Source organism: Paenibacillus rhizosphaerae (assembly GCF_014192015.1).
GTDB lineage: Bacteria > Bacillota > Bacilli > Paenibacillales > Paenibacillaceae > Paenibacillus_AQ > Paenibacillus_AQ rhizosphaerae.
Map to the genome: position 1 here is coordinate 812,664 of NZ_JACHXJ010000003.1, position 19,815 is coordinate 832,478.

Annotated in this window: 25 protein-coding genes and 1 pseudogene; 1 reads left to right on the forward strand and 25 read right to left on the reverse strand. The window is 43.5% G+C overall.

Annotated features, from left to right (window positions below; all coding sequences use genetic code 11):
• Positions 1-58: 58 nt before the first annotated feature.
• The 21 genes from FHS19_RS20470 to FHS19_RS20570 all read right to left on the reverse strand — a co-directional run bounded on the left by FHS19_RS20470 (position 59) and on the right by FHS19_RS20570 (position 16,004).
• Positions 59-1,099: an NAD(P)-dependent alcohol dehydrogenase gene (locus tag FHS19_RS20470; RefSeq protein ID WP_246426699.1), complete on the reverse strand. Its 1,041-nt coding sequence runs from the start codon at positions 1,097-1,099 to the stop codon at positions 59-61.
• Between the two features lie 75 nt (positions 1,100-1,174).
• A complete protein-coding gene (locus FHS19_RS20475) occupies positions 1,175-1,699 on the reverse strand; it encodes a DinB family protein (protein ID WP_183583970.1) in 525 nt (174 codons plus the stop codon).
• Positions 1,700-1,781: 82 nt separating this feature from the next.
• Entirely contained in the window at positions 1,782-2,270 is a 489-nt protein-coding gene (locus tag FHS19_RS20480; RefSeq protein ID WP_183583655.1) for a hypothetical protein, read from the reverse strand.
• A gap of 147 nt (positions 2,271-2,417) precedes the next feature.
• On the reverse strand, positions 2,418-2,861 hold the full coding sequence (locus FHS19_RS20485) for a VOC family protein (protein WP_183583656.1): 444 nt from the start codon (positions 2,859-2,861) through the stop codon (positions 2,418-2,420).
• Between the two features lie 28 nt (positions 2,862-2,889).
• On the reverse strand, positions 2,890-3,243 hold the full coding sequence (locus FHS19_RS20490; RefSeq protein WP_183583657.1) for a hypothetical protein: 354 nt from the start codon (positions 3,241-3,243) through the stop codon (positions 2,890-2,892).
• Positions 3,244-3,561: 318 nt separating this feature from the next.
• Entirely contained in the window at positions 3,562-4,068 is a 507-nt protein-coding gene (locus tag FHS19_RS20495; RefSeq protein ID WP_183583658.1) for a DUF6886 family protein, read from the reverse strand.
• Between the two features lie 13 nt (positions 4,069-4,081).
• Positions 4,082-4,927: a P-loop NTPase family protein gene (locus tag FHS19_RS20500; protein ID WP_183583659.1), complete on the reverse strand. Its 846-nt coding sequence runs from the start codon at positions 4,925-4,927 to the stop codon at positions 4,082-4,084.
• A 76-nt stretch (positions 4,928-5,003) separates the two neighbouring features.
• Positions 5,004-5,216: a tetratricopeptide repeat protein gene (locus tag FHS19_RS20505; RefSeq protein ID WP_183583660.1), complete on the reverse strand. Its 213-nt coding sequence runs from the start codon at positions 5,214-5,216 to the stop codon at positions 5,004-5,006.
• A gap of 160 nt (positions 5,217-5,376) precedes the next feature.
• Positions 5,377-5,934 (reverse strand): GNAT family N-acetyltransferase, encoded by a 558-nt coding sequence (locus FHS19_RS20510; RefSeq protein ID WP_183583661.1) that lies wholly within the window; start codon positions 5,932-5,934, stop codon positions 5,377-5,379.
• Positions 5,935-5,972: 38 nt separating this feature from the next.
• Positions 5,973-6,410: a GNAT family N-acetyltransferase gene (locus FHS19_RS20515; protein ID WP_183583662.1), complete on the reverse strand. Its 438-nt coding sequence runs from the start codon at positions 6,408-6,410 to the stop codon at positions 5,973-5,975.
• A 249-nt stretch (positions 6,411-6,659) separates the two neighbouring features.
• On the reverse strand, positions 6,660-7,184 hold the full coding sequence (locus FHS19_RS20520; RefSeq protein WP_183583663.1) for a DNA topology modulation protein: 525 nt from the start codon (positions 7,182-7,184) through the stop codon (positions 6,660-6,662).
• Between the two features lie 191 nt (positions 7,185-7,375).
• Positions 7,376-7,609 (reverse strand): hypothetical protein, encoded by a 234-nt coding sequence (locus FHS19_RS20525; RefSeq protein WP_183583664.1) that lies wholly within the window; start codon positions 7,607-7,609, stop codon positions 7,376-7,378.
• 138 nt (positions 7,610-7,747) lie between these two features.
• On the reverse strand, positions 7,748-8,932 hold the full coding sequence (locus tag FHS19_RS20530) for an alanyl-tRNA editing protein (RefSeq protein WP_183583665.1): 1,185 nt from the start codon (positions 8,930-8,932) through the stop codon (positions 7,748-7,750).
• A 156-nt stretch (positions 8,933-9,088) separates the two neighbouring features.
• Entirely contained in the window at positions 9,089-9,628 is a 540-nt protein-coding gene (locus FHS19_RS20535) for a GNAT family N-acetyltransferase (RefSeq protein ID WP_183583666.1), read from the reverse strand.
• Positions 9,629-9,770: 142 nt separating this feature from the next.
• Positions 9,771-10,364 (reverse strand): YdeI/OmpD-associated family protein, encoded by a 594-nt coding sequence (locus FHS19_RS20540; RefSeq protein ID WP_183583667.1) that lies wholly within the window; start codon positions 10,362-10,364, stop codon positions 9,771-9,773.
• 109 nt (positions 10,365-10,473) lie between these two features.
• Positions 10,474-10,956: an NUDIX domain-containing protein gene (locus FHS19_RS20545; protein WP_183583668.1), complete on the reverse strand. Its 483-nt coding sequence runs from the start codon at positions 10,954-10,956 to the stop codon at positions 10,474-10,476.
• 51 nt (positions 10,957-11,007) lie between these two features.
• Positions 11,008-11,604, reverse strand: a complete 597-nt coding sequence (locus FHS19_RS20550; protein WP_183583669.1) for an NUDIX hydrolase — start codon at positions 11,602-11,604, stop codon at positions 11,008-11,010.
• 301 nt (positions 11,605-11,905) lie between these two features.
• Positions 11,906-12,454, reverse strand: coding sequence for a GNAT family N-acetyltransferase (locus FHS19_RS20555; RefSeq protein WP_183583971.1), 549 nt, complete (start codon positions 12,452-12,454; stop codon positions 11,906-11,908).
• Between the two features lie 33 nt (positions 12,455-12,487).
• A complete protein-coding gene (locus FHS19_RS20560) occupies positions 12,488-12,862 on the reverse strand; it encodes a VOC family protein (protein ID WP_183583670.1) in 375 nt (124 codons plus the stop codon).
• A gap of 83 nt (positions 12,863-12,945) precedes the next feature.
• Positions 12,946-13,425 carry a DinB family protein gene (locus FHS19_RS20565; RefSeq protein ID WP_183583671.1) on the reverse strand — a complete coding sequence of 160 codons (480 nt, stop codon included), beginning with the start codon at positions 13,423-13,425 and terminating at the stop codon, positions 12,946-12,948.
• Positions 13,426-14,639: 1,214 nt separating this feature from the next.
• Positions 14,640-16,004: an aminotransferase-like domain-containing protein gene (locus FHS19_RS20570; protein ID WP_183583672.1), complete on the reverse strand. Its 1,365-nt coding sequence runs from the start codon at positions 16,002-16,004 to the stop codon at positions 14,640-14,642.
• A 402-nt stretch (positions 16,005-16,406) separates the two neighbouring features.
• Here FHS19_RS20570 and FHS19_RS20575 point away from each other — a divergent pair.
• Positions 16,407-16,997 (forward strand): annotated as a pseudogene (locus FHS19_RS20575) (penicillin-binding transpeptidase domain-containing protein); the annotation flags it as partial.
• 217 nt (positions 16,998-17,214) lie between these two features.
• Here FHS19_RS20575 and FHS19_RS20580 read toward each other — a convergent pair.
• The 4 genes from FHS19_RS20580 to FHS19_RS20595 form a co-directional block, all read right to left on the reverse strand.
• The gene (locus FHS19_RS20580) at positions 17,215-17,781 is read right to left on the reverse strand and encodes a GNAT family N-acetyltransferase (protein WP_183583673.1); all 567 of its coding nucleotides are present in this window, start codon (positions 17,779-17,781) and stop codon (positions 17,215-17,217) included.
• 59 nt (positions 17,782-17,840) lie between these two features.
• Positions 17,841-18,902: a CHAP domain-containing protein gene (locus tag FHS19_RS20585; protein WP_246426700.1), complete on the reverse strand. Its 1,062-nt coding sequence runs from the start codon at positions 18,900-18,902 to the stop codon at positions 17,841-17,843.
• A 75-nt stretch (positions 18,903-18,977) separates the two neighbouring features.
• Positions 18,978-19,340 (reverse strand): VOC family protein, encoded by a 363-nt coding sequence (locus FHS19_RS20590; protein WP_183583674.1) that lies wholly within the window; start codon positions 19,338-19,340, stop codon positions 18,978-18,980.
• A 63-nt stretch (positions 19,341-19,403) separates the two neighbouring features.
• Entirely contained in the window at positions 19,404-19,796 is a 393-nt protein-coding gene (locus tag FHS19_RS20595) for a VOC family protein (protein ID WP_221224055.1), read from the reverse strand.
• Positions 19,797-19,815: the final 19 nt, after the last annotated feature.

A 19,815-nucleotide genomic window follows, 5' to 3' on the forward strand; every position in this document is an offset into this window, starting at 1 on the left:
CATTGAATTCATTTTATACGGATTCCTAAAATTTACAAGGTTTTTCCTTGAAACAACCTCATTTCTCCGGAACGCCCCCGTCCATACGAACGACCACCTTGCCTATCGCTCGACCTTGGCCGAAGTACTCAAAAGCCTTGGCCGCGTCCCCCAATGAATAAACCCGATCAATGACAGGCTTGACTTGACCCGTTTCCACCAAAGACCTCCAGATCAACTGGTCGTCATGGTTCGGCTTATGGATCAGCAATCCCAAGTTCTTTTTTTGAAGCTTAGCCGTCCATGGTGCAGCCAATAATGTCTGAAAAATACGCGGAAAGGACCCCCCCACCATGACATAGGATCCGCCCGGTTGGAGTGCTCGCTGGATCGCAAATACGGATCGGTTTCCGACCACATCGAGGATCAGATCATACCGCTTATCCCCAGCAGTGAAGTCCTCACTCATATAATCCACAACATGATCCGCCCCCACGGACAGCAGCGTTTCCAGCTTCTCGGCCCGATCTACGCCGGTTACCACTGCGCCATGCAGCTTGGCGTATTGAATCCCAAACGTGCCTACGCCGCCGCCCGCTCCATTAATAAGAACGTGACGGTCTTTCGCAAGCTTTCCTTTGTCGCGTAATCCTTGCAAGGCCAGAACCGCTGCTTGAGGAATGGCTGCCGCCTGCTCGAAGCTCACCCCTTCCGGTTTCGGCGTCAGTGCTTTTTCGTCAGCGCAAACATATTCTGCAAACCCTCCCCAGCCACAGCCGGAAATATCTCCAAATACTTCGTCTCCGGGCCGAAACCGCTTGGCCGCCTCCCCCACGGCGATAATCCTTCCTGCAATGTCCGCGCCTAAAATACGGTACCGGGGCTTACGCATCCCGCCAATACGGTTCACAAACGGCTTTCCACGCAGGAGATCCCAGTCCCAGGAATTTACGGATGCGGCGTGGACTGCGATCAACACCTCATGGTCCTTAGGCTTAGGAATCTCCACCACTTCCATCCGGAGAACATCCGGCTGTCCGTATGTGTCATAGACAAGCGCCCTCATCGTACCCGATCCTAGACTTGCTTGATGGTCTTTCGTCTCGATCCCGGTCTTCATGGCCGACACCATCCTACCTTCAAATTAGGGTTAAACGCTAAGGCGAGCTAGGCAAATCTTCTAAAGCAGAAGAGATTAGCTCCTTTTTAAAATGCCTAAATATGCACTCCACGGCCCAACGTCAGCCCGGTATCTCTCCGCCATCACCCGAACGATTTGCGTCATATGCGTAAAATCATGCACGACCCATGCAGAGAGCAACTCCCTCAACTTCACGACGCCGAATTCCGGATGCAGACCGGTCTTTTCCAGATCCAGGGGATCGACGACTGCCCTCAGTTTGGATAGGTTCGCCATTCTCATGGTGTGAAACTCTAGTAATGCCTCTTCAACGGTTCTTTCAGACGTGCCTTTTAAGTGGGAATAGCGGTCAAATACGGGAAATGGATTATTTTCCCCTTCCGCAAGAATGGATTCCATCCTCGGGATCCAGTTATGCTTCTCCGCTTCAATGAGGTGTTCAACCACTTCAAGCGGGTTCCAGGTTCCTTCCCCTTCATTGCTATGCAGCCATCCCTCGGATAGACCGGATAAAAAGCTCTCTAAGGTTTGTGGCGTGCGTCCCAAAATTTCGAAGGCTTCATTCATATGGAAGTTCATATCAACACTCCTTTTGGCTATTTTCAAGCTCCCTTACTCATCCAGCTCCTCCCACTCCTCATCAAGCACCAGAACGCCACGTTCATTCCGTATGAATGCTGTCCCTGGCGGCGAGTGAAATTTGAAAAGATGGATGCATTGCTTTCGAATGGATCTTTTCAAAATAAATGGGCTTCAAAATAGGGTCGAAGTACATCAAAAACAAGGTCACTCCGATGATCAAGAGGGAACTTCCCCAAGCAAGTTGAGCCCTCCGTATCCAAAAAACATTACCACAAACCCACACCCGAATGAGGAACAAGCAGCTTCCAATGATGAGATAGGCAGGCACATAACCCTCCATACACCAATAAAAAAGGCTGCACCAGTATATCCACACGAGCAGCATCAGCATGTTATTGGAACTAGCGCTAACCTTTTTATCATTCGAAATCCGTCTGACTTCAATCCGATGATCCATAAGCCACTGCCTAGCTTCATCGATATCGGAAACGACAAAACCATACACAGCTTGCGGGCCGCTTGAATACCTCATCTGTGAGTTCACCGCTTCTTCACTTACGATCAGCATGATCCGAATTCCCGTTGTTGACCTCATTTCCACGTACAAAGGATCTTCAAACGCAGGTTCAAAAAAAGCGTTCCAGGTTCGTTACAGGGATATAAAAGTATCGCCTCAACAATTCCATCAAACAACGCCCTCCTCTCTCCATCCGGGTTATCTTCTTACAAAATCCTCTTTTATTTCATCCTGCGGATCCCATATAGACCAAGCGTCCTCCAGCAGATTCCCCTCATGATCTCTAAAGTAAAAATATCTAGCTTCTCCAGCTCCGAGAGTCTGTAAATCTTCGACCATCAGCCCCTTGTCCTTCATGAATTGATGGGTGTACTCAATGTCTGGACAGTTTATCGCCATGATCGGAAAAGGCCTGCCATTCCTCATAATTTCCAGCGGCTGCTTGTCTTCTGTTTCAATGAGCAGCAAAGCAATCGAGTGTTGATGGGGGTGATGCAGTACGGCAATATGAGATCCGCGGTCCTGGAACTTCTTCATTAACTTAAAATCCAAGTTTTCCGTGTACCACGCAATAGAATCATCAATACGGGTTGTCGGAACATATACGTAGCCAATACGGGAGAAAGCAAATGTCGAATTCATTGGATACACTCCTTCGTTTGGATGGTTTTTAGTCTTCATTTAGGTTTGAAGAATAATCAAAAAAGTGATGAAGAATCCCGAAGGCCTTTATTTCATAATCCATACTTCCTTCAGCATACTTATCCTTTACTTGTGTATAAATCCCCGCGTGCATAATATATCTGGACTTCCACTTAACCTCGGCTTCTTGTCTCTTGCACCCAATGTCAAATCCAGTATTCACGCATACTATGCCGTGTTCCTTGGAAAGCCATTTCGTATACCCAGCCTCATTGGGACAGGTCATCACTAAAACTATCAATACAGCGCCAACCAGGCCGAGGGCCCACTTCAAAGCATTACTCATCATATCTCCTTTAACTTTTAAAACATTTCTCTTCACCAGCTGCTTTGCCTTGAATTCACTTTTCTTTATACCACTTTCTAAGCTGTAGTTTTTGGGTTTTCTCTTTTACAGCGGGATATAAGATTCCTACCATGGGCGCCATATTGGCTTCACCTTTTAAATCGTAGAACATCCTGGCTCCTCCTTGATGATATTCGAAATCCTTCCTCTTCCACATTTCTTTATAAAATAACCCAGCCATAGATAGCTCTTATCTTAGGCTGGGTCGTTTGTTGTCTGAATCCTTTTCCATGATTATACAACTAGATGACGGATAGGAGAAAGCCCCCTGGCGACTATACTCCCTTCAACTTATTAGTCTTGTCTAGCATTTCTCATACGGATCATGGAAAAGTTGACGGTGGACTTCAATATTTGTTCTCGCAGGGGCTGTAACGATGGAGTGATCCTTAGCTCTATACCCTCATTCAAAATCGCAGTTATCAAATCGTCGATTCTCTCTACTTCCATTGGTATAAGCGGACGTCTTGATACATAGTAACCCGCATTCTCTTCCTCTACCTCGAAATCAGCTGCATCAAAAGTGTAACGATAGATAGAACCCTTATTTACCCGTTCATACCACCCGGTTTCAATCGCTATGATCCGGCGTGCTTTCGACATTCCAAAAAAACGTTCATTATCCATATCACTTGTATCATCCTTGGGCCAAAGGCAGACTCTCGGGCAATCTCGTGGAAAATAATAATGCGGCGCATGATACTCATCGATCGTCCAGACTTTCGCATCGGTTTGATCATATATGGTCCGAGGTTCAAAGATTTGGATGTCGGGTTCTTCGCTAAAATGAAACAGCTTCATTTGTATTCCCCCTTCATTGCGCTACTTCCAAGAACCCCCTTACCTCCTGTAACACGGGTTCCCAATCAAATTCCGTATTATTTATCGTTAATTTATCGATTTTCAATTGATCCATGATGTCTAATTCATATTCTTTTCGTACCTTCAGCACTTCACAAAGACCATCCACACCGTGATACCCCTTTGCTTTACCGTATCCCTGCTCTGTGAAGTACCGGGTAATATGGCGCAGCCACTCATCCGATCGTTCCTGAATGACTCTGTTGATGGTCGACTTTATATCATCTTGGTAAAAGTAGATGATTTTAGGATCTAAAGGTTGAATCATCGTTTCTATTCTCTTTATAAAATCAGTAATCATTTGTTTTGACTGATTGAACCGCCCGAACATCATAGTCAGCGGATTCTGCAAAAAGCAGCATTCTAGAATAACTATTCTTTCAGATTGTTGAGCATATGTAACGAATTCCGTCCATCTCTCCATGATGAGTTCTTGATATCGATCCAACGATCCATTGTATACATCAAATCCAGATATCTCATCGATAATGTGCTTATATTTTTCCATCGATATTTGTTGTTGCAATTTACCGTAGTAAATTAATTGATACTGCCTGACGGTTTGAGTAAATGAATCTAGGGTCTCGCTTAATTCAGGGTACTTATTTATCAGGATTTTATATACGTTACTATCCAGACAAGCCACGGATTCATAATCCGCCGGATGATTTAAATCCCCTTCGAGATACAATGGATTGTCTTTACCGTGAGCATCCAGCAGCCCCTTAATATATCGAGCTGTAGAGGTTTTACCTGATCCGGGTATGCCTTCTACTAGAATTAATTTTGTTTGGCTCAAGATGTTGTCTCCTTTATGCCGGTGTCTTTTGTAATTGGAGCCCTCGAATCTGTAATTTCACGTTCCAGTGTTACTCTTAATTCTTGAGCTTCATCATCATTCCAAGATAATAATAAGCATCTTCATTTTCAGGATTTATCTTTAGCGCATCATCTAAACACATCTTTGCTTCACTTAGGTTTCCCTGCTTTATGAAAACCCTGCTCTTATTCATGTAAGGTCTTTCCCAATGTGGGGCTCTGCCTATCACTTCATCAAACCAACCTAATACTTGCCCAAAGTTCCCCATTTGTAATTCTCAGCAACCCAGATAGTTGATGCTTGAGTTCAATTCAAGCTGTTTATCGATACATTCTCTAAAAATGTCAGCTGCCTCTTGATATCTACCTTCAAAATATAGTTGATCGCCAATATCGTATAGGGACATTAAGGATTGATCCCTCCAAATTTTAAATCAAGTGCTGATGTAGCTCCTCGTATTCTCTTTTCAAAATACTCATATAAATCGTATCCGAGTAACGTCCGTTAATAAACGTCTTCTCTCTTAACCTTCCTTCTTCCTTAAATCCGCATTTCAAATAACATTGGTATGCTCTCTCGTTGAAATCATGAACTTCTAATTGCAATCGATTCAAATTCAATCTGTTAAAAACAAACTCCTGCAGCACTTTTATGGCCTCCGTACCATATCCCTTGCCAAGCTGCTCTTTTATTCCAATGACAATGCCAAGCTCAGCCGATCTATTTTTCCAATCTAATCTGAACAAATCGATTTGCCCGATATACTCTTCGGTATCTTTGTCTGAAATGACAAATCCTTTTTGTTCCGTTTTGCCCTCAAGTATTGAATTTATGTATTGCTCTGTTCCGTTTAGAGTATGTGGAAATAAAAAAATATCCGACAGATTATCTACGATCTCCGGGTCATTACACCACTTTCTCATAGAAACTAAATCCTCTTTTCTATACTCTCGCAAAACAATCCGGTTTCCAATAAGCTTCGGCATGGTGACACACCCTTTTCTGTTTAATGGTTATCGCTTTTTCATGACAAATGCTTCCGATACCCCTCGACCTTCTCATCTTTAAATCCTAATTTCTCATAAAAAGCATGGGCTTCTTTTCTCTGTCCACCAGACACAAAAATCACATAATAACAGTCTCTCTCCCGCGCTATGGCCTCGATATTCATCATTAACTGCTTTCCTATGCCGAGCCTGCGAAAACGATTTGAAACCACAACGTTCTCAATCACCATGAAGGGACTGCACTCTCCGACAAGATCATGGCAGACAATCCCCATAACGGACCCTGCCAGCTCTCCATCCTTAAAAGCCCCCAGGACATGGTAGTTACCGTTTGCTTGCATGACTTCATATACCTCTACCATTTTTTCGTAATTGGTAGGCTGACCCATAAGTTCCTCATACAGACGGCATAGATCATGCAGATCGTCTTTGGTTACTTCTCTTATAGTAATCATTGAACAGCTTCTCCTTGCTTTCAAAAGTAAAGGCCACTACTCATTTACTGTCTGGTTTTATAAAACGTCCTATCACAAATAGCTTGTTGGAATCATTGGGATTGAACATCGGTGTGGTTTGGCCAGGGTGAACTTCGATCACTCCGTCCGGTTGAACAACGATCTTCGATCGCAATGAATGACCTGCCTCCTTACATCTGGTTTCCCACATGTATATTGATGATACCGCATATACAACACAACATTAACCTAAATTTTTCCATCATTCTTCACCTGATCCAAAAACTCCTGTACCTCTTTCCTTGATTTTAATATGACGACTTGTTTTCGACCCTTTACCTGTTCGAGCGCTTCCATAACCTTGGATCTGCTTCTCTTCTTATAATTCCAGACCCAAATAAAAAAAGCCCAATCCAGTTTTTCGGGGCATTCCTCGTTCAGATCGGGTCGTGTTTTTCCATGGTATCGGATTCGTCTTTTCATGATCCTATAAATGCATAACAGTCTGGGCATATCTAAAAATATGACGGCATCCGCTTCATTCAATCGAATACCTAAGGTTCTGGTGTAATTTCCATCGATAATCCATTGATCTTCGCTTACAGCATCCTTCACAAATTCATCCCATTCGTCGTTTGCGGTGGGAGTCCAGTTGGGTTTCCAATAAAATCGGTCCAGATGAACAACAGGTAACGATAGGATCTCACCTAATTTTTGAGACAAGGTCGATTTACCGGAGCCGGCTGAGCCGATGATCGCGATTCGATTCGTCAAGGGTTATCCTCCTTTCGTTATACTATCTTTCCCTTCCATTTATAATGCGACCCGACCTTAGATCATTAATTTCTTTGGCCGGGTCATAGACGACTTAGATTCCTTTTTTTCAATGTTCCAAACGTAATTCTAATCTTTTCAAATCAATAATAAACTTGTGTTATTTCAGGATATCCAATCCGAGTAACCCTTTATCTCATTAATGGATCCCGGCGTATATGAATCACAAAATCTTGTTTTGAAGTATGATACACGACATGACCAGGCTTCGTTTGAAAAAACTCTTTATTAGCATCTTCTTCTGGGATGGTGCGAATCGGTGCAACTTCGTCTACTATTTTTAAGTTGCCTTCCTCACGATAATTAAGTATGGAAACCAGAACAAATTGGTTAGGGAATAGTTCCCTTACTTCTTGCCATTTCATTCGTTCTACCTCCTATAACTTGTCCTTATAGACCTTGCCACCTTGATTTTATCATCTTCAAATCGAGTTTTTTCAAAGAAATTATGCCTTGATGTCAAAGCGATCATGCTTCGTAAATACCTTCTCCTTGCAGACAACTTACTCCTCATCCACCGACTCCAATAACTCCCCTGTAAAATGGTAAAACGCCATCGCATCCTCCCCGTTGGCAAAACCGGCCTGCGCCATTTTGTCGCTGCCTCCGCCTTTACCGCGATAGTCGGCCAGATGCTGCTTAAATAGCGCGCCGCAGGCGAGTTCACTGCCCCCTCCCCGGGCGAGAAGCACCTTATGGTCCGCCCCCGAAACGAAAAGCGCGATCACATCCGCTTGCTCGGTAAGTTTGGCTGCCAGGTTCTGCATATCTTTCAGCGGCTTGTCAGCAAATGCATGCTTGATCAGGCTACCCTGACGGTCGGCTAGCAGCTTCTCAGCCAGGTAAGCGTCATTCTCGGCTTTTACCGCATATAATTCAGCCTGGAGCTGCTTCTGCTCCTGATCCCATTTTGCAATCCGGTCCATAATCTCTTCCTTGGCGGTATTGAACCGGGCCGACAAGCTGCCGAGAATGTCCATGCCGGCATTAAATTCTCTGAGCGCACGATACCCGCATTTAAAATAAACACGCGTATGCCCCTTCTGCTTCTCAGCTCGCAGCAGTTTGATCATCCCGATCTCACCCGTTGCGGAGACATGCGTGCCGCCGCAGGCGTTATACTCGATGCCTTCAATCTCAACGATCCGGATATTATCGGTCACCTTTGGCTGCTTCACCAGAGGCAGGGCCGCTGCCTGCTCCTGACTCACAAAATAACTCATTACTTTTCGATTCAAGTAAATTTGCTCATTCACTTCCAGCTCCAGCATCATCAGCTCGTGCGGAGGCAGATCGGACCGGGCGATATCAATGGTCGCGTAATCCTGGCCTAAGTGGAAACTGAGCGTCTCCGCTTTACACACCTCCAGACACATGGCCGACAGCAAGTGCTGGCCACTGTGATGCTGCATATGGTCGAACCTTCTCTCCCAATCCAATCGGCAGCGAACGTCATCTTTTTCAGGAAAATGCTCAACTTTATGCAGGATTTCTCCTTCTTCCAGAACGACATCCAGCACCGGGATCGCATTGATCCATCCCAGGTCACAGGGCTGCCCGCCGCCGTCCGGATAAAAGGCCGTCTCCTCCAGGACCACATAGGTTCCGTCTTCCCGCTCCATTTTGCGCGTAATGCGCGTCTCCCACTCTCGAGTATATGCAGATTCGTAATATAGCTTTTTCGTCATATTCGTATCCTCACTGTCATGGTTAAATTTTCTGTAATTCCAGCTTACTATAAAACGGTCCCCATACGCCAAATCCTCTTGAAAAAGAAAAAAACCGTCTGCACCATCCCAGCAGTACGGTCTTCATGATATGTTATAACATTTTTGTACGATCGGTTATGTAGCAACCCCATGCTGTATGCCTCCACTGCTTTCCAAAAAGTCATACCGCTCCACCCTGTACAAATCATAGCGGTGCTGCGAACGATTAACCGATTGATAGACCTGTGAGTACCGCTCATTGGCTAATTTGGCGTATGGCAGCTTTTCCACTGCTTTCTTCGATCGGATGTTCTGGGTGCGTATCTTCAAAAAGATCGTTTCGATATCCTGTCCAAGAAACAGTTCAGCCAAAAATGCTTCCTTTGCGCGTTGATTATACCCTTTTCCAAAGTAAGGAGCCCCAATCCAAGTCGCCAGGAAGCCTGTTCGATGATGGATATGATACAGATCAATAGTGCCGATGGGATGGCCGATCTCGTCAAGAATCGTCCTGGAAATGCACGTCCCCTGCTCTTCCTCAACGATCAACTGCTTGGTGCTGAATAAGTATTCCTCATACGATTGGCAAGGATAACGGACATAGGGAAAAACGGCCGGATCCGTCATCAGGTTGTACAGTGCATGGCATTCGTGCAAGTCACGTTGTTTTAACATGTCATCGCCACCCTAGTCCTTGTGATTAGCTATACTCAGATATAAGTATAAATAAGGACTTGGAGGATTGGATGAATGCTGCATTTTCCAGATGTAAAATCCATCTAAAAACTGAATTTGGCTATGCCCTACGCACCGGATTTTACCGATCGTTTAATCCTTTGCCATCGAGGATTTGCTGCGTACATTTTTCGACCCGGGACTCCCGGGTTTTGGATTGCTTGGGCGCCGAAAAATAGTACACGTACGCTCTTTGCCGCCCCGGCGTCAGTGCTTCAAAAGCCGCTTTCAATGCAGGGTTTTCATCTAGTTTATTTTGAAACTCTTCGGGAATATCGAGTTGTGTTTCTTTAATGATATCCTTTTTCACACCGGATTGTTCGACTTCAATGGCTTCAGCAATATAAGCTCTTAAGACGGGTTCCAGCTCGACGATCTCTTGGGTATCGTTAAACCGGATCTGGCGCCCTACTTTCGTATTCTCCCCGGTTTTAACTAGAATGCCATGGGGATCTTGTAACATGTAGCCTTTGAAAAATAGAAGCGCCAAGTAGGCTTTAAATCCTTGGATGATCACGATGTTTCGTCCCTGTGATGTGTAACAAGGTTTGCCCCACTTTAATTCCTCGGTAAGCCCACAGTCTAGCAGGATCTCTCTCAATTTCTCCGTTTCTTCAAGCCACATCGTGGCTCTGCCTACATAGGCATCTACTTTGGGATTCATTTTATTTTTCATGAATATGCTCGTTCCTTTTCTCGCAATGGTTTTGGTATATATCCATATTTGTTAACAGAAAGGTGGTGTCTGATACAGCAGGGGAACCCTACCATAAATTATTTTACAATTAGTTGGGTAGATAGTAATGATAAGATCTATAACTGTTGTTTGTCCTTACTTTATCCCCTGCATATAAACCATTCTTGGATTCCCATGCTGTCGTAATGATGCTCTTACTCAACTCAATAATCTCATTGGAGTTTTTCACTTCTTCAATGTTCCAATATTTCATATCAGCTATTTCTGCTTCATCTTTTATCAAGGATCCTGAAACAAAATTCATTTCAAAAACGATATACAAACTCCTTTGTATTTCACCATTTCGTTCTTGTGTTCCCGAGCGAAGACATACGACCCGACCTGATTTGGTTACTAAACCCGTTTCTTCTTTGAACTCTCTTTCAGCAGCTTCCTCAATGGATTCTCCTGGTTCGGCAAAACCACCTGGAACCATCCACATTCCTCGATTAGCACCATAATCAATCTTCTCCAGCAGAACAGAATGATTGTAAAACAAAATACCCCCCGCTGAAATTGAGAAATGATTCATACACATCCTCCTGATGGATATTTGAGTGTGAATCTACCATATAGATTGCTGTCACTCGGGCTGCAGCACGAATGCCATGTTATCTGATTTGTTATCTGAGGTATGACCTTTTGTGAACTGCTCATGAAAATACCAATCATGCACCTTTTCTTTATCTGTCATTTGTTCCATATCCTTGTTCATTTCAATCAAGATATCGTGTGTCCATTTGTCATTTTCATAAAAACAACGGTGCTCATAACAGTTACCGTCGCCTATAAATCGGTGTATGCTTTTCGGAATGATATCCGCGATCCCGTTATTTTCCGGGTGCATAATCCACTCCAGGCTCTTCCAGTCCAGGATTCCTTCCGGTGTTTTTATAGGAGTCTCATAGATGAAGTCGGACGGCAGCTCAGCAAAATAAGCATACATCCCGCCGGTAAACTTACCATCTACAATCCAAGTAACAATACCCTTAAATTCAATGGAATCTAGGACAATTCCTGTCTCTTCCTCGATCTCTCTCAGCGCTGACTCTCTTGGCGATTCGTTCTCTTCGATTTTTCCTCCAACGCCGTTCCACCTTCCCATCCAACTCGGCTTTTCCCGGTTAAGGAGCAGGATTTGATCGTATTGTTTAAGGAAGCAAATGTTGTATTTAAACATGGATAACCGCCTTTCAGATAACGTATAAAGAGAACTCGCAAACCAGGGCTTAGGCAAGCAAATAGAACGATATGATGTGATGAAGCTGCCATTTTCGTTTATCCTTCAAACATCCTAAAACTAATCCAACATTTTTTTCATTATGTTATTATATAAGTAATAAAGACCAAGTGCAGCAACACTTGGTCAGTACAATTGGCTTGGATGGTTTATTCCCTTCTAAGTTGAGTAGGAGCACAACCCGCCTCGGCTTAACCTTTGGGTGGGTTTTTTACCATTGTTGATGTATATCTTCTGCTACTTATAGTACTATGTTATCTTTCTTAAGCAACGCAAATATGGCAGTATCAACAAACCGATCTCTCCAATAAAAATGCTCCTTCAGTATCCCTTCTTCGATAAATCCGGCTTTCTCAAGTACCTTCCTTGAATTCACATTCTCCGGTTCAACGAATGCTTCAATTCGGTTTAATCCAAAATCGCGAAACCCGAATTCAATCACCTTCTGAAGGGCCTCGGTCATAAAGTCCTTACCCCAGTAATCTGGTGTCAGTTCATAACCAATTTCAGCTTTATAATGATGCTTCATCCAACTGTGATATCCACATGTGCCAATGACACGGCTCTCAGATTTTAAAGTAATCCCCCAGCGAATGCCTAGATTTTTCTCAAATCTCTGCTGCCACCTATCAATTAATTCCTCGGCTTGTTTAATATGCGTAAAACTCTCCACGTCATAAAATTTTGTTACTTCATCCAATGAGAAATAATGAAAAAGGTCGCCTGAATCCTCCGGTGTAATCTGTCTTAGGACTAATCTTTCCGTTTCTAATATGGGAAATGGGGTCATCTTTTCTTCTTCCTTCATGGTGAGTAATGCAACCTATCCCCCGAACGCAATTCTATACCCATCAATGTCTTGAATTGTAAATTCACTAAAAAAATCGTTCAAATCCGGACCTTGCACAATGGAGATTCCCTTCTCCTTAATCTCTTCTAGTAATTGTCGAACATCTGTATAACAAAAAGCGTCAAAATAGAGTCCGCCATTAACTGAAGAAGAGGGTCTTACATCTTCAGGATCCGCTGCTTGATGAAGAATAAAGGTTACTTTATCTCTTGTCATATGTACATGTTGGACAACCGGACCACCGACTAGTTCATAATGGAAACCCAGCTTCTTATAAAAATCGATCGATTTTTCAATATCCCTGACGAGTAAGACCATGGATGGTCCGGAAAATGCAGCCTGATTCATTTTCGAATACCTCCACTCATAAATTGGGATTGCGTCCAGTTTCTGATAACACCCCTCCTGGTGTAATGAATTTACATCTCCATTTACATATCGAATAATCCTCTCCCAATAAGGTTTGCGGTAACTGGCTTCTTTCCGATTTCTCTTGACCATACGGACAGCTGACCGATGTGGTGGATCTCGTGGGCGATCAAGTGCCGCATGACTTCGCCGTATGTATGGGCTTCTCGTTCCCCTTCGTCCGTGATATCGATCATCACGCGGTCTTCCAGACTGTCGTTCCAATCATAGACAAATGGAGCAAGTTCCTCGTGGCAGCGTGCAGAAAAATCCTTGATCAGCTGCACACTGGCTACTTTCTCGAACGGCGGAAATTCAACCGCTTTTTCTTGTATTCCGCCGCATATCCAGCCGTACTCGACTGCCACAATGTGATACAGCGTGGGAAGGAAGTAGCCTATGCCGCCGGTGCGTTTTTTCAGCAGCTCTTCTTCGCTCACCGTATCGCACCAGTCTAACCAATCTTTGCGAACCTGCCAGTTATACTCGAATAGTTTCAGCATGCGTAGTGGCCTCCTTGAATAAAATAATGGGTTACTCCTGCAATAAGGTCTCAAAAACTTATATGTTTATTTCCCTGTTCTATCAAGCTGCAATGATGTAGATAACGTTCTCATATTCACGACGCGACGCGACCCGACCTTTGATAGCTCCTATCTTAGGCCGGGTCGTGTGTTGTACGAACCATCTTCCATGATTATACATCGGATGGACAAGGAGATGTAAGCCCTTCCAGCATATCCGCTTGATCATGTGAAATACTTACAAGTTTCACTTATATCCCCTATATACTTGCAAATGAATATCTGAAAAACTATTTATCTCGAGTAAGTTTTGATTAAGGGTCCCTTATATAAAAATCTTTATATGGGCCGTTTTTTTCGGCTCCATAGCACCTACAATGCAGAGGATTTTCTTACCTTGATTAGAATTAACGGTATTTTTCACACGCTCTATCAGGATCTGATTCCAGTAGAGCTCGCTCCGATCCAAGGAACGAAATTCAAAGTGACTTTATATAACAAAAAGGAGTCTCTCAATAGTCATTAAATGATGACCTTGAGCCCCCCCTTTTGAACCAAATCCTTCAAGTAATCCAGATTGGTTCCCATCTTTCAGCCTGCACTCTCCTCTTGATCCGACCTTCTCGTCATAGCCAATCGGTTGTGGATGCCGCTTGATTTAACGCCTCAAAACAGCTAACATCCGAGCAATCATTCTAAAAAGCCCTTGATAACAGGTTAAGCAGGAGCATTAACATGAGCACCAAGATAAATAACCCTACCCATTTCCGGTGCTGCTTCCGGTAGACGGCAATTATGGCTTCAATCAGCGTTACCACAGTCAGGCACCACAGCAACGCTTCGGTAATCGGGAACAGAATCACAAACCATAGGATTGAGGCGGCAGCAGTTTGGATGACAACACTCCCAATGAACAAGATCCATAATGGGAGCAATTTTACTTTGGTGGATCTTCGGGTCCAATAAGCCCACGCCTGATAGCATCCAATTAGGCCGTACACTCCATAACGTTCGAACGATAAGAAAAAATCTACTCCCAACACCCCGCATTCTTATAAAAAGATTCTGTCGCACTCGAATCAGGTTGTATCGTGAGTATACCTTGAGCGTCATTGGCGGGAATGATTTTTTTTGGGGCACTGTACCCGTACAGATATGGAGTTCACGTTTCAAAAGCCGTCTTTCTTCATATATCATTTAAACTTCACAGTATGCACTCTGTTGAGTTGTTCTTGTATGACGCGAGCTATAGTTTGAACCCCGATCTCAATGTGCTTCTCTTCCACCTGTGAAACGCTCAAACGGATCACTGAATCCTGGACAAACTCGGGCAGGTACATTTTTCGTGCGTCGTCAACGTGTACGTTTTCCTTCTTCAAATCCTCAATAAATGTCCTAGCCTTAAGCGGACTAGGTAACCGGATCGCCGAATAGAATCCCGAATTCGATCCCGAATATGCCGCGCCGGACGGCAGCTTCTCTTGGTAAGCTTTTTGCAATAAGCCCGCTTTCCTTCTGTAGATGGATCTCATGCGCTGAATATGAGCATTGAACATGCCACTCTTCAAATATATTTCCAATGCCCCTTGCGTAAGGACCGGCGTATGCAGATCAGAAGCGAATTTGGCGCTTAGGAATGAGTCACGCAGGAAGTCCGGAATGACTGACAGCCCCAATCTTAAGCCGGGGAGCATCACTTTGGAAAAACTTTTGATATAAATGACCCTTCCTGATGGATCGTACGCGAACATCGGGTCCTGATTCTTATCCGAATCGAGATCGCCTAAATAATCGTCCTCAATGATATAAACGTCGTATTTTTGGGCCAGCTCTACAATTTTCCGTCGTTCCTTATTCGAATAGCTGCAGCCTGTCGGATTTTGAAATCGGGTCACCGTGTAGAAACATTTAATTTCATGATATTTAAACAGATGCTCCAGCCGATCCAGGTCGAGTCCTTTGTCCGTGATTTCGATTCCGTATGCCGTGGCCTGCTGATACTTGATCGATTCGATCATACTGACATGCGTGGGCTGTTCTACGCAGATATTCTTTTTGCCATTGGGAAAAGGAAGCGAAATCAACAGATGAATCGCTTGCTGTGATCCGGATACCACGCAGATTCGATCAGGAACCGTGAACACTTGCAGGTCACGCAGGTGTCGGGCAAGCTCCTCTCTTAGCGAAGGCAGCCCTTGGATCTCAGAATAGGCAAACATCTCCTCTTTATACACTTCAATGGCTTGATTGATGCAGTGCTGATAGTCCCGGTAAGGCATGGCGTTCTTGTCGGGACCCGCCGACAGAAAATCGATGAATCCCGTGTTAGCCGAATCTGAATGGCCTGAGCGAACCCGCTCCACAACGTAATAACCGCTCTTCGAGACGGAATAGATTTTATGCTTCTTTTCCAATTCGGAATACGCTTTGATGATGGAATTGACACTGCAACCAAACCGCTTGGCCAGTGACCGTATGGATGGCAGCCTCTTCCCCGGTTTTAGCTCCCCGTTGTCGATTAACTGTTCAACCTGATTCATGACCTCGGCATAGATCATATGTATCCCCTCTTCCTATTTTCAATCTGTACAGGTACAAACCTTCAATAACCAGATTTACTTGCAGCACCTGGCACCATAGACTAATAGTATCAAAATGCATTTGATACGGGGAACTTGTTCGATTCGATGGCCATCGAGACCATTCCCACAATAAGATGGACAAGGAGTGATACATCCATGTTACAGATAAAAAAGAAAAACCTCCTCTCAGCATTTGTATTTATCTTCCTTGCAGTCGTTTGCTCGTTGGCTTACTCGCCCAGTACCGAGGCAAAACCGAGCTCCGATCGACTTGAACTGGAACAAACTTTCCGTAAATTTCACGGGACGCTCGTCCTCAAGAACTTGAACACCAATCAAGTATACACATTCAATCCTGAATGAAGTAAACAGCGGTTTACACCGGAGTCCAGCTTTAAAGTAGCCAATGCCCTCATTGGTCTGGAAGTCAAAGCTGTCGCCGACGAATACGAAGTCAAGAGATGGGATGGTATCGTCAGAGAGTTCCCGGTTTGGAACCGGGATCATTCGCTGGCTTCGGGTATGAGGGATTCAGCGATTTGGTATTACCAAGCGATGGCCCGCGATATCGGCCAGGAACAGATGCAGAAATACGTGAATCGAATCGATTATGGAAACCGCGACATCAGCGGAGGCATCGATACGTTCTGGTTGAACAGCAGCTTGAAGATCTCTGCCGTAGAACAAGCGGATTTTATCGAAAAGCTGGTTAAAGAGAATTTGCCCTTTCAGAAGAGAACGATGAAAACGGTCAAGCGCATCATGATTGATGACGAACAGGATGAGTATACCATTCATGGCAAAACCGGTTCGAGGCTGTCCGATATGGGGCTTGGCTGGTATGTCGGTTATGTCGAAACGGATAAGAAGGACACCTGGGTGTTCGCAACGAATGTAGCCGGCAGCGGTGCTTTCGCTAAGCAATTGACGCTGACCACCTTGGAAAAGATGAAGATCTTGAATCATTAAGGAGTTGAGTTGACGACCGCCTGTTCGACTATTCGTACTTAAGAGGTGCAGAATGAAGTTGAAGGCTTGATTCATTCTGCTAAAAAAAACAGGGTCCTGATGAATAGGTTATCAGGACCCTGTTTTCCATGGAGAATTTATAAATAAATAGCTCTATTTAGTCTAAGGCTGCTTGAGGATCGAATATTTTACTAGTTAACTGATGTTGATAAATTGATCAAAGAGCCCTTTCAGTAAAATCTTTCTTCAGCATTGAGAATATCAATGTATCCGTAATGAACTCACCGAATATATAGTCCCGAAGCAAACCCTCCTTTACAAAACCCACCTTTGATAAAGGTCCCACAGATGAATGGTTATCCGGCATGACTTTGGCTTGTATTCGGTTCAAATCCAATTCATTAAAGGCAAAAGGAATAATCGTTTTGAGCACTTCGGTCATGATTCCTTTCCCCCAATAATCTCTTGATAAGTTATAGGATAAGTTAACCATGGACCCTCTAACAAAATCGTTCAATATGCATGTCCCAATAATTTGATCATCATCTTTGGTAGCTATTCCCCAAACGATCATTTCATTTCGAGTAAATGCGTTTTTGAACCGCGTAAATGTTTTTGAGGCTGTCTCAATATTTTTTGGTCCTGGATATCCCCAATATTTTGTTACTTCATGATCTGAGAAATAACTGTAATATGCCTTGGCATCATCAGAACGCAATTCTCTTAATACAAACCTTTCAGTTTCAAGCTTAGGAAAAGAAGTAAATGCTTCTTTAAAAGGCATATTGGATCCTCCGGCTTATGAGTTTTTAATACTTCATTAATTTAAGGTAACGTTCGTACTCATATAATTGGGTTGTAAGTGCCATTAAAAAGATATTCATAGTTGTTATCTATCCGGATATATCCTAATATACAATGCCACCTATCTCTGTAAAAAACACTGGAGTAGTTCTGATTATCCCTATTCCCTTCGGCAACTAAAATTTCATTATCATTGCAAGCCAGTACAATCCCTGTGTGGTCATGTGAATCATTGGATAGTAATTTTTCATATATTACGATATCGCCACGTTGGGGAGTAAAGCCATTATGTTTATCAATATGAAAAAATCCCGTTTCAGGCAGCTGCGCCCATTTCAGCAACGCCCCTACACCAGCAAGTCGATATTTCCCATTAGGGTATCGGATCGGCATTAAAAATCCGGCTTCATAACAACAGTGATACACAAAAGCAGCGCACCAACTGTTCTGTAAGACTTGATAGATGGCTCGATCCGGCCAATATTTACAGATTTCCCGATAGCGCGGATCTCCTGGCAATCCGATGATGTTTGCTCTTCCCAGGTCTTCAGCAATTTCAGCCATCCTCATTCGCTTATCTATGCTACGGAAATCACCTTTTTCTTTGTTGCTCTCCTCAACTATGCAATCTCCCGGAATTCCCAGTTCACGAAAAACCTTCAGCAGTCTGTCTGCATCTTGTTGCTGCACAATGCAACTCGGATTTTGAAAATACAAGTGCAGAACATATGCATCCTTAAGAATTTCATCATGAGGACCATGGATCAGATCTCTGTAATCCCTATAAAAGATTGCCTGTAATATTGTGACCTGCTCTTCTGTAGTAAATGCCTTCAACTCTCTTAAAATCGGTCTTACGGTTTCTGCACTATTGATGCCAGGAAATTCTATGATTCCAGTATTAAAGCGGTAATAATCATGAAGAAGGCCACTAATTGCTGCGATTTCTTGATTTTGATTCCTTCTCTTCGCAAGCAGCGAGGCAGTGCTGGACACTCCATATAATTGAATACAAGCTTCCTGCCGCAGTACTTCACTATCCATTGAATGGATCATCTCTTGAACAAGTATACGAATGCTATCCAGCCGTTTATTTTTCAAAGCATCGCCTCCATGTTTTAATGCGCTTTTAGGATTTACGCTGATTTCTTATAAATTCCCTGAAATTAGTATTTTTTAAATTGGTTTAATAAACTCAACCCGATTGCCAAAAGGATCCCTGAATTCAAATCTTTCATATCCTGGTATTGGTACTGATTCCAGAAGCTCAATTCCATTAGTTTTAAGCAACTTTTCCATTTCTATTAGGTTTTCCACCTCATACGCTAGATGGGCTTTCGTTTGAAGACGATCCACTCCATCTTCTGTTCCAATATGTAATTGTTGATCCCCTACCTGAACCCAAAAGCCGCCTCGACCGACTAATGATTCCGGTTTTGAGGTTTCTGCCAGTTTGAGAATTCCACAATAGAAGTTCCTGGCCTCTTTTTCTTTTCCCTTCGGAATTGTGATTTGGGCATGATGAAATCGCTTTATCATATCAATGCTCCTTTTGAAAATTTTTAATGTATCACTTCGTCTATACATGTAACGTTCTTATATTCACGAATCGTAATTAGAGACTTCTATTAAATTTCCATCTGGATCTCTTAGATATACCGACGTGATCGATCCTAATGCTCCTGTTCTTAATACAGGACCCTCCTCAATCATGACATTGCAATATTCTAAATGGCGTATGACATCGGGTATAGGATCGTCGGTTATAAAACATAAATCAGCAGTGCCTGGCATAGGCATTTTCGCTTTGGGTTCAAACTCTTTGCCTGCTTCGTGCAGGTTTATTTTCTGCTGCCCAAAATGCAGTGCCTTTCGTCCTTCTCCAAACGTTACCGTTCGCATTCCTAAGACCCGAGAATAAAATTCACATGTTTGATCAATATCCGAAACAGTCAAAACTAAATGATCTATACGATTGATGTTTATATTAATCAGCCCCCATTTTAAAGTTTTC

What these genes read in the sequence shown, in the direction of transcription:
- FHS19_RS20470 (WP_246426699.1), bottom strand. Translation starts at nt 1,099, where the DNA reads ATGAAGACCGGGATCGAGACGAAAGACCATCAAGCAAGTCTAGGATCG.
- FHS19_RS20475 (WP_183583970.1), bottom strand. Translation starts at nt 1,699, where the DNA reads ATGAACTTCCATATGAATGAAGCCTTCGAAATTTTGGGACGCACGCCA.
- FHS19_RS20480 (WP_183583655.1), bottom strand. Translation starts at nt 2,270, where the DNA reads ATGCTGATCGTAAGTGAAGAAGCGGTGAACTCACAGATGAGGTATTCA.
- FHS19_RS20485 (WP_183583656.1), bottom strand. Translation starts at nt 2,861, where the DNA reads ATGAATTCGACATTTGCTTTCTCCCGTATTGGCTACGTATATGTTCCG.
- FHS19_RS20495 (WP_183583658.1), bottom strand. Translation starts at nt 4,068, where the DNA reads ATGAAGCTGTTTCATTTTAGCGAAGAACCCGACATCCAAATCTTTGAA.
- FHS19_RS20505 (WP_183583660.1), bottom strand. Translation starts at nt 5,216, where the DNA reads ATGGGGAACTTTGGGCAAGTATTAGGTTGGTTTGATGAAGTGATAGGC.
- FHS19_RS20510 (WP_183583661.1), bottom strand. Translation starts at nt 5,934, where the DNA reads ATGCCGAAGCTTATTGGAAACCGGATTGTTTTGCGAGAGTATAGAAAA.
- FHS19_RS20515 (WP_183583662.1), bottom strand. Translation starts at nt 6,410, where the DNA reads ATGATTACTATAAGAGAAGTAACCAAAGACGATCTGCATGATCTATGC.
- FHS19_RS20525 (WP_183583664.1), bottom strand. Translation starts at nt 7,609, where the DNA reads ATGAAATGGCAAGAAGTAAGGGAACTATTCCCTAACCAATTTGTTCTG.
- FHS19_RS20530 (WP_183583665.1), bottom strand. Translation starts at nt 8,932, where the DNA reads ATGACGAAAAAGCTATATTACGAATCTGCATATACTCGAGAGTGGGAG.
- FHS19_RS20535 (WP_183583666.1), bottom strand. Translation starts at nt 9,628, where the DNA reads ATGTTAAAACAACGTGACTTGCACGAATGCCATGCACTGTACAACCTG.
- FHS19_RS20540 (WP_183583667.1), bottom strand. Translation starts at nt 10,364, where the DNA reads ATGAAAAATAAAATGAATCCCAAAGTAGATGCCTATGTAGGCAGAGCC.
- FHS19_RS20545 (WP_183583668.1), bottom strand. Translation starts at nt 10,956, where the DNA reads ATGAATCATTTCTCAATTTCAGCGGGGGGTATTTTGTTTTACAATCAT.
- FHS19_RS20550 (WP_183583669.1), bottom strand. Translation starts at nt 11,604, where the DNA reads ATGTTTAAATACAACATTTGCTTCCTTAAACAATACGATCAAATCCTG.
- FHS19_RS20555 (WP_183583971.1), bottom strand. Translation starts at nt 12,454, where the DNA reads ATGACCCCATTTCCCATATTAGAAACGGAAAGATTAGTCCTAAGACAG.
- FHS19_RS20560 (WP_183583670.1), bottom strand. Translation starts at nt 12,862, where the DNA reads ATGAATCAGGCTGCATTTTCCGGACCATCCATGGTCTTACTCGTCAGG.
- FHS19_RS20565 (WP_183583671.1), bottom strand. Translation starts at nt 13,425, where the DNA reads ATGCTGAAACTATTCGAGTATAACTGGCAGGTTCGCAAAGATTGGTTA.
- FHS19_RS20570 (WP_183583672.1), bottom strand. Translation starts at nt 16,004, where the DNA reads ATGATCTATGCCGAGGTCATGAATCAGGTTGAACAGTTAATCGACAAC.
- FHS19_RS20580 (WP_183583673.1), bottom strand. Translation starts at nt 17,781, where the DNA reads ATGCCTTTTAAAGAAGCATTTACTTCTTTTCCTAAGCTTGAAACTGAA.
- FHS19_RS20590 (WP_183583674.1), bottom strand. Translation starts at nt 19,340, where the DNA reads ATGATAAAGCGATTTCATCATGCCCAAATCACAATTCCGAAGGGAAAA.